The sequence below is a fragment of the Staphylococcus sp. HMSC055C03 genome (assembly GCF_001809385.1).
GTDB lineage: Bacteria > Bacillota > Bacilli > Staphylococcales > Staphylococcaceae > Staphylococcus > Staphylococcus simulans.
In genome coordinates this window covers 1-10,815 of the sequence record NZ_KV797497.1, presented here as the reverse complement: position 1 = coordinate 10,815, position 10,815 = coordinate 1, and the positions used below count along the sequence as shown (strand labels likewise).

General features: G+C 33.5%; 19 protein-coding genes and 2 pseudogenes. 17 read left to right on the top strand and 4 right to left on the bottom strand.

The window, feature by feature from the left end; all coding sequences use genetic code 11:
* Positions 1-58 precede the first annotated feature (58 nt).
* Together HMPREF2603_RS08885 and HMPREF2603_RS13045 are read right to left on the bottom strand one after the other, a co-directional pair.
* A complete protein-coding gene (locus HMPREF2603_RS08885; protein WP_070502065.1) occupies positions 59-1,087 on the bottom strand; it encodes a site-specific integrase in 1,029 nt (342 codons plus the stop codon).
* Between the two features lie 428 nt (positions 1,088-1,515).
* A pseudogene (locus tag HMPREF2603_RS13045) lies at positions 1,516-2,055 on the bottom strand (hypothetical protein); the annotation flags it as partial.
* A gap of 9 nt (positions 2,056-2,064) precedes the next feature.
* Here HMPREF2603_RS13045 and HMPREF2603_RS13235 point away from each other — a divergent pair.
* Positions 2,065-2,184 (top strand): annotated as a pseudogene (locus HMPREF2603_RS13235) (phage antirepressor Ant); the annotation flags it as partial.
* Here HMPREF2603_RS13235 and HMPREF2603_RS08875 read toward each other — a convergent pair.
* A complete protein-coding gene (locus HMPREF2603_RS08875; protein WP_060803537.1) occupies positions 2,173-2,847 on the bottom strand; it encodes an XRE family transcriptional regulator in 675 nt (224 codons plus the stop codon). The pseudogene HMPREF2603_RS13235 and the gene HMPREF2603_RS08875 overlap by 12 nt on opposite strands.
* Before the next feature lie 189 nt (positions 2,848-3,036).
* Between HMPREF2603_RS08875 and HMPREF2603_RS08870 the strand changes: the two genes are divergently transcribed.
* The 4 genes from HMPREF2603_RS08870 to HMPREF2603_RS13390 are packed head-to-tail and all read left to right on the top strand — an operon-like array spanning position 3,037 to position 4,677.
* Positions 3,037-3,276, top strand: coding sequence for a helix-turn-helix domain-containing protein (locus HMPREF2603_RS08870; protein ID WP_060803538.1), 240 nt, complete (start codon positions 3,037-3,039; stop codon positions 3,274-3,276).
* A 12-nt stretch (positions 3,277-3,288) separates the two neighbouring features.
* On the top strand, positions 3,289-3,747 hold the full coding sequence (locus HMPREF2603_RS08865) for a hypothetical protein (protein WP_060803539.1): 459 nt from the start codon (positions 3,289-3,291) through the stop codon (positions 3,745-3,747).
* A gap of 12 nt (positions 3,748-3,759) precedes the next feature.
* Entirely contained in the window at positions 3,760-4,524 is a 765-nt protein-coding gene (locus HMPREF2603_RS08860) for a phage antirepressor KilAC domain-containing protein (protein WP_060803540.1), read from the top strand.
* 12 nt (positions 4,525-4,536) lie between these two features.
* A complete protein-coding gene (locus HMPREF2603_RS13390) occupies positions 4,537-4,677 on the top strand; it encodes a hypothetical protein (protein ID WP_015978164.1) in 141 nt (46 codons plus the stop codon).
* On the opposite strand, the gene HMPREF2603_RS08855 is transcribed toward HMPREF2603_RS13390, so the two are convergent.
* A complete protein-coding gene (locus HMPREF2603_RS08855) occupies positions 4,637-4,867 on the bottom strand; it encodes a hypothetical protein (RefSeq protein ID WP_015978143.1) in 231 nt (76 codons plus the stop codon). The two genes, HMPREF2603_RS13390 and HMPREF2603_RS08855, sit on opposite strands and share 41 nt — an antisense overlap.
* A gap of 48 nt (positions 4,868-4,915) precedes the next feature.
* On the opposite strand from HMPREF2603_RS08855, the gene HMPREF2603_RS08850 reads away from it, so the two are divergent.
* From HMPREF2603_RS08850 to HMPREF2603_RS08790, 12 genes are all read left to right on the top strand, one after another.
* Positions 4,916-5,218: a DUF771 domain-containing protein gene (locus HMPREF2603_RS08850; protein ID WP_060803542.1), complete on the top strand. Its 303-nt coding sequence runs from the start codon at positions 4,916-4,918 to the stop codon at positions 5,216-5,218.
* Between the two features lie 239 nt (positions 5,219-5,457).
* Positions 5,458-5,661, top strand: coding sequence for a helix-turn-helix domain-containing protein (locus HMPREF2603_RS08840; RefSeq protein WP_060803544.1), 204 nt, complete (start codon positions 5,458-5,460; stop codon positions 5,659-5,661).
* A 90-nt stretch (positions 5,662-5,751) separates the two neighbouring features.
* A complete protein-coding gene (locus HMPREF2603_RS08835) occupies positions 5,752-6,018 on the top strand; it encodes a DUF1108 family protein (protein WP_060803545.1) in 267 nt (88 codons plus the stop codon).
* A gap of 2 nt (positions 6,019-6,020) precedes the next feature.
* Positions 6,021-6,506: a siphovirus Gp157 family protein gene (locus HMPREF2603_RS08830; RefSeq protein ID WP_060803546.1), complete on the top strand. Its 486-nt coding sequence runs from the start codon at positions 6,021-6,023 to the stop codon at positions 6,504-6,506.
* Positions 6,503-7,276, top strand: a complete 774-nt coding sequence (locus HMPREF2603_RS08825) for an AAA family ATPase (protein WP_060803547.1) — start codon at positions 6,503-6,505, stop codon at positions 7,274-7,276. The genes HMPREF2603_RS08830 and HMPREF2603_RS08825 overlap by 4 nt, the downstream gene beginning before the upstream one ends.
* Before the next feature lie 22 nt (positions 7,277-7,298).
* The gene (locus tag HMPREF2603_RS08820; RefSeq protein ID WP_002480777.1) at positions 7,299-7,820 is read left to right on the top strand and encodes a single stranded DNA-binding domain-containing protein; all 522 of its coding nucleotides are present in this window, start codon (positions 7,299-7,301) and stop codon (positions 7,818-7,820) included.
* Between the two features lie 14 nt (positions 7,821-7,834).
* Positions 7,835-8,512 (top strand): putative HNHc nuclease, encoded by a 678-nt coding sequence (locus HMPREF2603_RS08815; protein WP_070502063.1) that lies wholly within the window; start codon positions 7,835-7,837, stop codon positions 8,510-8,512.
* Positions 8,505-9,218, top strand: coding sequence for a helix-turn-helix domain-containing protein (locus HMPREF2603_RS08810; protein WP_070502060.1), 714 nt, complete (start codon positions 8,505-8,507; stop codon positions 9,216-9,218). The genes HMPREF2603_RS08815 and HMPREF2603_RS08810 overlap by 8 nt, the downstream gene beginning before the upstream one ends.
* A 12-nt stretch (positions 9,219-9,230) precedes the next feature.
* Positions 9,231-10,004 carry an ATP-binding protein gene (locus HMPREF2603_RS08805; protein WP_060804512.1) on the top strand — a complete coding sequence of 258 codons (774 nt, stop codon included), beginning with the start codon at positions 9,231-9,233 and terminating at the stop codon, positions 10,002-10,004.
* Entirely contained in the window at positions 9,998-10,186 is a 189-nt protein-coding gene (locus tag HMPREF2603_RS13505) for a hypothetical protein (RefSeq protein ID WP_060804509.1), read from the top strand. Before HMPREF2603_RS08805 ends, HMPREF2603_RS13505 begins: the two co-directional genes overlap by 7 nt.
* Positions 10,170-10,577 carry a RusA family crossover junction endodeoxyribonuclease gene (locus HMPREF2603_RS08795; protein ID WP_070502058.1) on the top strand — a complete coding sequence of 136 codons (408 nt, stop codon included), beginning with the start codon at positions 10,170-10,172 and terminating at the stop codon, positions 10,575-10,577. The genes HMPREF2603_RS13505 and HMPREF2603_RS08795 overlap by 17 nt, the downstream gene beginning before the upstream one ends.
* Positions 10,578-10,769, top strand: coding sequence for a hypothetical protein (locus HMPREF2603_RS08790; protein ID WP_070468934.1), 192 nt, complete (start codon positions 10,578-10,580; stop codon positions 10,767-10,769).
* The last annotated feature ends 46 nt before the right edge of the window (positions 10,770-10,815 follow it).

Below are 10,815 nucleotides of genomic sequence, written 5' to 3'. Positions count from 1 at the left end.
TATTCTCACAAGGCAAAAATCATGGTTGTAACCACGCGAGTTGATAGGGGTTAAGTCCCTAAAGAGTCCCTAAAACCTCAATTGCTTGGTTATTCTCTTCGTCAAATTGCTCCTCTAATAAATGAGAGTACACTTCCAATGTGATACGCATATTTTTGTGTCCTAAACGTTTACTGATATATTGAATAGAAACACCTTGTGATAATAGATAACTACAGTGTGTATGACGCAGCGCATGAGTAGTTATCTTTTTTATATCCAATTCTTCGCATAACTCTCCAAGTCTTGCATTCACTCTTTTTACTCTTGGAAGTATTCCTCTATCTTTAAAAATATAACCGTCCATACTGATAGCCCATGTAGCAATCACTTTTCTGATATGCTGCATATCTTCTTTTGCTACGTCCACATAGCGTGGGGAAGAATCAGTTTTCTGCTCATCAATATAAAGGTCTTTACCGATATAACTCGATTTCATATTGATTGCACCGCTCACACGACAACCTGTGCAGATCATGATAAATAAAATCAAATCCATTCTTTTATTACTTTGCATCAGTTTATTTTTTAACCGTTTATATTCTTCAATACTTATAAATTTGTCTGTTTCTTTTTTAGGTTCATTACCTGCTTTGAATGTAATTCTATATACAGGATTACGCTTGATTAACCCGTCATACACTGCATCATCTAATGAGGTTTTAAGTAATGATCGCATTTTTCTACCAGTTACTTGACTACGTGTCTCTGTGTACGCAGTAAGAAAATTCTGAACATCAAGACGTGTCAATTTTGCTATCGGTATATCCGCTATTTTGAATGATTTTAATATTTTTAAATTACTTTTATAACCTCCGTACGTTGATTTTGATACTGAGTTACGTTTATAGGTAATAACCCACTGCGTTAAGTATTGATGTAATGTCAAAGTGTTATCAGGGGAATAGCCTTGTTGTAATTCATTCAACTTCTCTATACCTGCGTATTCAGCTTCTTTTTTAGTACGGAATCCTTTTTTACGGTAGCGTTTGTTATTATATTTAAATTCATATTGCCATTTGCCTTTTTCGTATTGTCTCATTCGCATAATGCATTCCTCCTCAAAAAAGGTAAAAAAATAATAAGGGTACGGTGGTGTACCCTGAAAAAATGTATAAAAAAACAGGAAGTACAAGTGCACTTCCTGTGAGCCCTCTCTTTCAAGGGTTGATATAATGTAAAGTCCTCTTTTTCAAGGATTAATCTATAATTATATTAACAGGAAATCAGCAACTATTCAAGTTTAATGTTAGTAAATTGTTTCACTATGGCTCTATCTATTTGATTTAATGTTGATTGTGTTTTTCAAAGTTGATCTCCTTATTAACTTATTTTTCACTCCAGAGTGGAGGGGGGCTGAGATGATGCTGATTGTAAACTGTGTGGTGAGCTCTGCTGACTCTATCATTCTTTGATTTCTTCATCAGAAGGTGTATTCATGCTACTTTCTTCATTTTTAGATTGCTCTATATCAGGGTTATTAGCTTCTTCTTGTTGTTCCACAGGTTGAGAATTCTCTTGTTCGGTATTTTCCTTTTCATCAGAGCTACGGTATTTAGGGCTCCTTTTTTTGAATTCCTCAAATTCTGCCATTTCTTCTTCGCTCATATCATTAAATCTATCAACAACTACTCCTGTTCTTCTATTAACAACAGCACAAAATTTTACAGGTGTTCCAGCAGCATCTCGAACAAGGTGTTCAACGTAATACTCATTATCATTACTTCTGGCCATATTTGTTTTGAATTCAAAAGCTTGCAGACCATTAGAACCTCTATTTATATAATAATTCGAAACAATTTGTTCTGCATCTTGAGCAGAAATATTATTATTTGTTTCTTGTTGATTATTATTTTGTACATCTTCGTATGTTTGTGTTTCATCCGTTTTCTTTTGCTCTTCTTTCTTAGTTGTTTCTGTTTTATTGTCTTTCTCTTTCTTTTCTTCTTCTTGCCCACATGCTGTGAGTAATAATACAGATGATAGTGCTAATGTTCCTAATAGTTTGATTTTCATTTTTGTTTCTCCTTCAATAAATATTTAAGAAAATATCTTTCCCAAGAAGTTGGGAAAGGCGATTTCATACCAGAAGCAATGGTTTATAAACTAGCTTTTAAAGCAGGTAATTCAACTTTACTCAAATATTTGATAGTTATAAATCACTTTTCCAATTACCTCTATTTCATCCACAGATTCTAAATCAAATGAATTCGTTTTAAATTCGTCCGAATAACTTACTGGATCTAAATGCAACTTTGTTTCGGTACGTCTAACGCGTTTTACAGTGTATTCTCCACCAATACGCAATACTAAAATATCATTACTATTTAATTTATAATCTTGATTGATTCTATAATCGTGTACGACTATGTATGAACCATTTGCAAGGATTTTATTCATACTGTCTCCATTGATTTGTAAGGCGATACATTCGCTTGGTTTACGTCCTTTGAATGCAATATCTGGAATTTCAAAATCCTTATGTTCTAATTCTACAGTTTCGAAATTTCCTGCCGATACTTTACCGTAATAGGGAACTTTATAATAATTATTAATATTTTCTAAAGGTACAATATCATCTTCTAAGCCGATTAAGTAATCCATGCTGACACCAAAATAAGTAGCTAATTGTGATACGGTTTTAGCTATTGGTTCGGATTTATTATTTTCCCAGTTGGATAATTTACCTTTTGTAAAACTATTCTTTTTATCTTTGGCAGGAAACTGGTCATGTAAATCATCACTAAGTTGTTGTAATGTTAAACCTTTTTGTTTTCTTAATTTTCTTATTCTATCTCCGAAAGTCATTTGTTTTCACTCCTTACTTTTCTTTTCTGTGTAATTTTAATATACACTAAGTGTTGCTTATTTACAACACATATATAGGTAAAGATAAAAAAAGTTTTAAAAATACGACAAAAGGTGTTGCAATAAGTAACACTAACGTGTAATATAATAGATAAGTCGTGAAAACACTACAAAGAAAGAGGTGAAACAATGAACGCTTACAACAAATTAAAAGGTTTGTTAATAGAAAGAGGGATTAAAAACAAAGATTTAGCTGAGTTGCTTGATGTAAACAGGACTACAGTGAATAAAAAACTCAATAGAACAAACGGTAACGATTTCTCCATGACTGAAGTTAGAAAGATTTGCCTGTACTTAGATATCAGTGCAGATATATATTTTTTAAATCCAAGTCGTGAAAACACGACAAAACAACGTCAAACAACTTAATAGGAGGAAACAATGGAGCAAATCACATTAACAAAACAAGAATTGATTGAAATTGTAGAACGTGAAGTAAGTAAAAGGTTGGACGGTAAGAAAACAATTAAACCAATCTCAATTTTTAATGAAGTAAGAATTACAGAAGACGATATCGCAAACATCAATGAAGACTTTAATTTTACAAAGTTTATAAAACCTCCATATAGAGGCCGACATTATAGACCATTAGCTTTAAAGAAATATCTATGTGATAGCAACAATTACTTTCACAAGTACTTTAACGGAAAAGTGAATGACGATAATATCCATGAGCTTATCAGAAAATTAACTTTAGCAGTTTTTGGTGTTAGCAGAAATTCTGATTTAAGTGAACGTGAATTTGAAGAGGCTGCAAAGATTTACAGATACTTCAAAGATATGTATTTACATCTATACAAAAAGCGTCTTTCAAATTTATCTAATGAAGATTTCGAATAAGGAGGAAACCACGTGCAAGCATTACAAGAAATCAAAATTGAAAACAATTCGGAATTAGGAGCAGTCGTTTCTAGTCGAGTAGTAGCTAATGAGTTGAAAAGAAGACATGACAATGTAAAACGTGATCTAGAACAAATTTTAATGTCCTCAAATGTGAGTGCATTAATTGTTCCTAGTAACTATAAAGATTCACGTGGACGTAAACAGAAGGAATATCTCTTAACTAAAGACGGTTTCATTTTATATATGTTCAATATTCAAGGTCACAACGATTTTAAAATGGCGTACATTAATAAATTTAATGAAATGGAACGACAAATCTCACAGCCTATCGCAAGTTATATGATAGATGATCCAGTTAAGCGTGCTGAATTGTGGATTGAAGAGCAGAAAGAGAAACAACAGTTACAACTTGAAAACAACATGCAAAAACAAAAGATTGCTGAATATGAACCCAAAGCGTCTTACTTAGACACGATTTTAAACAACAAAAGTTTAGTGACAGTAGGTCAGATTGCAAAGGACTATGGTATGTCAGCTCAAGCATTAAACAAGTTGCTGCATGAATTGAAAGTTCAATACAAGCAATCAGGACAATGGTTACTTTATTCAAACTTACACGATAAAGGCTATACACATTCATCAACTACAGAAATTGAACATAAAGACGGTAGCACATCAGTACGTATGAATACTAAATGGACGCAAAAGGGCAGATTGTTTATTTACGACTTGCTTAAAGATAACAACATCCTACCCACAATCGAGCGGAATTAAGGAGGAAGCAACATGGAAGAAGAAAATAAAAAACCTCAAACTACTCATGGCAGTGAGCAGAATGAGGAAACTAGTATTGTTTTACCTATTGATAAAGGAAGAGTGAAAGATTCTATTCTTCTTTTAAAAACTTATGAACAACACTGTAAATAAGTGTTTCGTTATGTTTTTTAGAACATTCATGTAATGCAAGTAAATAGATATACTCATCTGAGAATTGACCATTCGAATTTGCTTTTAGTTGGTCAACAGTATTTTTGAAGTACTCACTGTTAGGATCGAATTGTTCATCTATTTCATTTGTTACTTTTCTAAAAAACTTTTCAAATTCATTCCAATCCATAAAATCACCTCCTTATATAAGGAGTATACCAGAAAGGAGCATACACAAATGACACAATCACTCAGTGTGCAAATCAACATCCCAGAAGAATATGTATTGATTGAAAAAGATATTCACTCACAGTTGTTGATGAACCAGCAGAAAGCAACATGGTCTAAAAAAGAATTTATTGATCATTCGCCATTCAAATCAAACAACAGTGTGGATGACAAGATTCTATTCAATCCTAAGTTCAGAAAGATTTTAGAAAGTGAAGGCATTGCGAGTTATCCGAAAGGAAACAAACGCAACTGGTCGTTTGACGGTCCGAAAGCATATGAGTTTTTACGTAAATATAGAGATGAATTTTAGAAAGGTGAAAAAATGAAAAGTTTTTGGTTGACCTATTTGTTTTGCTTTGCAAGCACAGCCGTCCTGACATTTATCACACAAGATTTCATTATATCAGCAGCGTGGTCATTGCTTTTATCATTAGCAGTTTTTCTGTTCTTTGACGTCTGGTACTTCGAAGAAGATGGAACAGAAGAAGCAGTCGATGACGGAGAAGAGTATATTACGTTATTTACTATCAAATATTAGGAGGTAATACTATGAAAAACAGATTCAGAGTCATTCTGGCAGAAAGAAAAATTAAATTAAGAAAGGTTCACGAAGATACTGGCATTTCAAAATCAACGCTAATTGGCTTGAGAGATGAAACAACTCAACATCCTAGTGCAACAACAATATTGAAAATATGCGACTACTTAGATATTACACCGAATGACTTTTTCGGCATCAAAAAAGACTGCTAGCAAGGGCAATTGCTAACAGTCAGAGTAGAGGTTGAAAATTACATCAGTTTTTTCAGCCTCTACAATATCAAAAAGTGGAGGGATAATCAAATGTATTTTGAACAAGGTGCAGTAGTGCGCCATAAATTCAAGGTAGACGGCTTTGAGTTTATGAGAGAAATCGCAAGAGAAGATGATCATATCAGTATTTTAATTTCGACTGTAAGTAATGTTTACGTCACAAAAACAGCAGTCGCCAGTTTATCAGATATTGAAACTGCAGAAGAAATTATTAAACAAGATGTATATACATTTATCGAAGAACAGACAGATGAACTCGATAAAATCATGGCTTACTTTTCGAAAGGGTGGGGATAAATATGGCCAGTTTATATAACTTATCCGAAGGCTACAAAGAAGTTTTAGACAAAATGGATGAAGGTTATTCATTTGAAGATATTAAGGACACATTAGATGCAATTAAAGCTGATATGGACACTAAAGTTGATAACATTATCGGACTCAAGCGCTCAGCAGAAGGCGATGTTGAAATTATAAACAAAGAAATCAAGCGTCTGCAAACTCTAAAAAAACAGAAACTGAACCTAGCTGATAAATTGAAAGGCTACCTTCAGGAGATGTTGGAAGTTCAAGAATTAGACAATTATCGCACTTCTAAAAACTATGTATTTAAGAAGCGAAATGCACCGAGTAAATCAGTTACAGATGAAAAGCTAATCCCTAAAGAATACTGGTTATCTCAAGCGCCTAAGCTAAATGCTAAGCAACTGACAGACGATTTGAAAGCAGGCAAAGAAGTGCCAGGTGCTGAACTTAAAGTGACTGAAAGCTTGGTGATTAGATGAGTGAAGAACAAGACATTTTACAACAACTAGGCATTGAGGAAATCAACGAAGATACCCAAAAATTTTACTCAATTATGGCTTATGGAAAGTCGGGAACTGGCAAGACAACTTTAGCTACTAGAGAAAATAACGCTTTTATTATCGATGTACATGAAGATGGTACTCAAGTTACTAAAAAAGGTTTTGTTAAAAAAGTTGATAGTTACAACGCTTTTAGAAATACAGTAGCGAATATTGAAAAAATTATAAAAGCAGCAAGATCTAAAGGAGTACCCGTAGACGTCGTAGTTATTGAAACAGCTCAAAAATTAAGAGATATAACGCTTGCGCACGTTCTACAAAAAAACAATGTACCAAAAGCTAGAATACAAGATTATGGTGAAACTTCTAAATTAATTGTTAATTCAATTAGGCACTTATTAAAAGTCAAAAATGAAATGGGTTTCCATGTTGTCCTTACAGGTCATGAAGGATTAAATACAGAAGATAAGGACGAAAACGGAAACATTATCAATCCTAGGATTTCAATAGAAGTACAAGCTGCAATACACAATAATTTAGTAACTCAATTCGACATTATAGGTCATACATTTATTGATGATCATACTGATGAAAATGGAAATACCACTCATGATTATGTGTTTTCAGTGGAACCTTCTAATTTATATACAACAAAGGTTAGGCATAAGCCCGAAATAACAATCAATAATCCAAAAATCAAAGATGCGTCAATTTCAAAAATTGTAGATATGGCGCAAAACGGAAATTAAAAATAAAGGACGGTAATTAAATATGAAATTCAATTTAAATTTACAAGGTGCACAAGAATTAGGTAACTATATGCAACCAGGTCAATACAGTGTAAAGATTAAAAACTTTGAACGTAAAGAAAGCAAGAATGGACATCCTCAATTAGCAATCACATTCACGCATAAAGAAGAGGGCGAATTTACTCATTACGCTAATGGTGATACGTCAAATGATTTCGCTAAAAACTGGTTATACACATTCTTAAAAGCAATAGGAATTCAAGATAACAACGGTCAATTCAGCTTTACTGAAAGAGATGTAATTGGTAAACCAATCAATATTGAACTTGAACGTAAATATAATGACTATACAGAAAAATGGAACACAGCATTAAAACGTTTTTGGAAATTCGACGGCACACCAATTTATGAAAAGGTTGGTATTAAAGAGAATGAAAAAAACGAAGGCAGTGAGCAATCAAGTAAACCAAGTATGAACGATAGTAATAATCAGTTTGCTAATGCGAATGGGCCTGATATAAGTGATGATGATCTTCCGTTCTGATTGGAATGATATAAGTGTCAAAAATCATTAAATATAAACCAAATAATAATGGTTCGTATGATGTAGTTGTTACAAATGTAGAAATACCAGAACAAGCTATAGAACTGCTAGATGTAAACCAACCTATTGATGTTGATTGTTCAGTGATAGATCCAAATTCTATCACTGGCAAACAACGCAGGAAAATATTCGCTTTATGTAACGATATAGAGAGCCACACAGGGCAACCCCGAGACTATATGAGGTATTTGTTCATGGATTACGTAGAAGTCCTCTATGGGTATGAAAAACGCCTCTCATTAAGCGACTGTACACGTACCCAAGCAAACCAAATCATAGAGGTTACGCTTGATTGGATATTTTATAACAATATTCCATTAACTTATAAAACAAGTGACCTGCTTAAACAAGATAAATCCTTCTTGTACTGGGCTACAGTCAACCGTAACTGTGTAATATGCTTAAAACCTCATTCAGACCTTGCACACCATTATGCAATAGGCAGAGGAAAGAACCGTAAGACAATGAATCATTACGGATATGAAGTGTTGGCGTTATGTAGAGAACATCATTCAGAGCAGCACAACATAGGTGTAGACACTTTCGATAAGAAATACCACTTAGAGAACAGTTGGATAAAAGTCGATGATCGGCTTAATAAAATGTTGAAAGGAGGAAAAGCGGATGACTGAAACACCTAGTTATTACGCTATTATAACTGCCAATGTCAGATACGACAACAGACTTACTGACAGTGAGAAGCTGTTGTTTGCAGAGATTACAGCATTGAGTAACAAAAATGGATATTGCAGCGCTAGTAATGGTTATTTTTCAAGATTATATGAAGTATCTAAAGTAACTGTATCAAGACGTATCGCAAATCTTAAAGAATTAGGTTATTTGAAGATAGATTTTATTAAAAGCGGTAAGGAAATCAAACAACGAAGAATGTACCCCTTATCAAATGTGATAATACCTATTAACACAAATGATAATACCCCTATTAACACAAATGATAATACCCCTATTAACACAAATGATAAAGAGAATATTACAAGTAATAATACTATAAATAATAATACTACAAGTATAAATAACAATAGCGCAACTGACGTTACGCGTGAGCAATTTGAGGAGTGGTGGCAACTCTATGATAAAAAGCTTGATAAGAAGAAAGCTGCATCATTATTCAAGTCAGCACTTAAAAAACATGATTTCGAAACAATTATGAACGGTACTAGAGAATATCTAAAAACAATCACTAACAAACAATATCAAAAGTACCCTAAAACATTCTTAGGCCAAGAAAGTTATCTAAACGACTTTACACAAGAAACAGTACCTAATGGAATGGATCAACTAGAAAGAATGAAATACGATCCTAGTTATTGGGATTAGGAGTGAAACCAAATGAGAAAATTATTTAATCTTCAACTGAAGAAAAAGCTTAAGAAATATGAGGCTGCAAATATTGAGTATGGTCTTTATTGCGAAAAATGCGGGAACAAGTACGACCTACACCAGTTTGAAAGTGGTTATGAATTCAGAGATGGTTGTGAATGCAAGATGATTGAGGCGGGCAAGCTAGCAGAAAAGCAACGCAAACAAAAAGCTGTTAATCGAATTTTTAGGCAATCTACAGTAAATGCATCAATTAAAGATGCTACAGTACGTAACTATAAACCTAAAAATAAGGACCAAGAGAAAGCAAAGAGTACAGCTATTGAATATGTTAAAACCTTTTCTACTGATAACCCTAAATCATTAATACTTCAAGGTTCATACGGTACTGGAAAAAGTCATTTAGCATATGCGATAGCAAAAGCAGTTAAAAAAGAAGGGTATTCAGTGGCATTTATGCATATACCGATGTTAATGGAACGAATAAAGGCGACGTATAACCGAGAGTCAATAGAAACGACAGATGAACTAGTCAAATTATTAAGTAGTATTGATCTGCTTGTGCTTGATGATGTTGGTGTTGAAAATACAGAACACACATTAAACAAGTTATTCAGTATTGTCGATAACCGCACAGGAAAAAACAATATCTTTACTACTAATTTCAGTGATAAAGAATTAAATCAAAACATGAACTGGCAACGTATCAACTCACGTATGAAACACAATGCGAGAACAGTACGGATGTTAGGTGATGATTACAGGGAGAGAAACTCATGGTGATGTTAACCAAAGAGAATATCATTGAAATATTAGGATGTAGTCCAGTATATGCTCAGTACCACATAGATAAAGCAAACGGCGACCCTTATAAATTAAAGAAACAAATAGATAGGGAACAGATGAAAAGAGCATATACGCCCGGCGTGCGTCAAATAGAGGTGTCTTATGGAAATAGAAATTAAATTCAACGAAACACATAAAGCACCTATCGGTTCACCAAGACCGAGATTTGCGAATAGAGGAAAATTTGTACAAACCTATATGCCTGCAACTTATACGGCGCATAAAGCTTTTATACAAAAGCAGATGCCTAAACTTATGATGGAAAATAGCGTGATCGTAACGTTGAAATTTATTTTTACACCACCTGAAAGTTGGAGTAAGAAAAAACGCTTGGCAATGGTCGGTAAGTATAAGGGTACAAAACCTGATGTAGATAATTTGATGAAAACTGTTTTAGATGCCGGTAATAAGCACTTGTGGAAAGATGATGGCCAGATTGTAGATGTAAGAACCTTAAAGCAATACGGTGATGAAGCTAAAATCATTATGGAAATCGAGGAGGTAGATTAATTGAATATCGACTATGACGACGTAGAAATGCAATTCAAAGTAAAAGCTACGTTTACCGCAAAAGTCAAAGCTACAGTCCACAAACACACTGATTTACAAGATGTGGAAGAGTATTTGATTAATAAAATTCATGACGAACTAGAAAAGTACATGGATGAATTTCAAGTTGAAGATGTAGAGAGATTATTATAGGAGGTACTAGTAATGGGAAAATTTATTTATAAAGGTGAAACGATTG

Bases quoted from the DNA above. Each gene is read 5' to 3' on its own strand.
- HMPREF2603_RS08855 (WP_015978143.1), bottom strand. From the start codon at position 4,867: ATGGATTGGAATGAATTTGAAAAGTTTTTTAGAAAAGTAACAAATGAA.
- HMPREF2603_RS08810 (WP_070502060.1), top strand. From the start codon at position 8,505: ATGACTGAAACACCTAGTTATTACGCTATTATAACTGCCAATGTCAGA.
- HMPREF2603_RS08850 (WP_060803542.1), top strand. From the start codon at position 4,916: ATGACACAATCACTCAGTGTGCAAATCAACATCCCAGAAGAATATGTA.
- HMPREF2603_RS08885 (WP_070502065.1), bottom strand. From the start codon at position 1,087: ATGCGAATGAGACAATACGAAAAAGGCAAATGGCAATATGAATTTAAA.
- HMPREF2603_RS08835 (WP_060803545.1), top strand. From the start codon at position 5,752: ATGTATTTTGAACAAGGTGCAGTAGTGCGCCATAAATTCAAGGTAGAC.
- HMPREF2603_RS08805 (WP_060804512.1), top strand. From the start codon at position 9,231: ATGAGAAAATTATTTAATCTTCAACTGAAGAAAAAGCTTAAGAAATAT.
- HMPREF2603_RS13390 (WP_015978164.1), top strand. From the start codon at position 4,537: ATGGAAGAAGAAAATAAAAAACCTCAAACTACTCATGGCAGTGAGCAG.
- HMPREF2603_RS08820 (WP_002480777.1), top strand. From the start codon at position 7,299: ATGAAATTCAATTTAAATTTACAAGGTGCACAAGAATTAGGTAACTAT.
- HMPREF2603_RS08795 (WP_070502058.1), top strand. From the start codon at position 10,170: ATGGAAATAGAAATTAAATTCAACGAAACACATAAAGCACCTATCGGT.
- HMPREF2603_RS08875 (WP_060803537.1), bottom strand. From the start codon at position 2,847: ATGACTTTCGGAGATAGAATAAGAAAATTAAGAAAACAAAAAGGTTTA.
- HMPREF2603_RS08825 (WP_060803547.1), top strand. From the start codon at position 6,503: ATGAGTGAAGAACAAGACATTTTACAACAACTAGGCATTGAGGAAATC.
- HMPREF2603_RS08870 (WP_060803538.1), top strand. From the start codon at position 3,037: ATGAACGCTTACAACAAATTAAAAGGTTTGTTAATAGAAAGAGGGATT.
- HMPREF2603_RS08865 (WP_060803539.1), top strand. From the start codon at position 3,289: ATGGAGCAAATCACATTAACAAAACAAGAATTGATTGAAATTGTAGAA.
- HMPREF2603_RS08830 (WP_060803546.1), top strand. From the start codon at position 6,021: ATGGCCAGTTTATATAACTTATCCGAAGGCTACAAAGAAGTTTTAGAC.
- HMPREF2603_RS13505 (WP_060804509.1), top strand. From the start codon at position 9,998: ATGGTGATGTTAACCAAAGAGAATATCATTGAAATATTAGGATGTAGT.
- HMPREF2603_RS08840 (WP_060803544.1), top strand. From the start codon at position 5,458: ATGAAAAACAGATTCAGAGTCATTCTGGCAGAAAGAAAAATTAAATTA.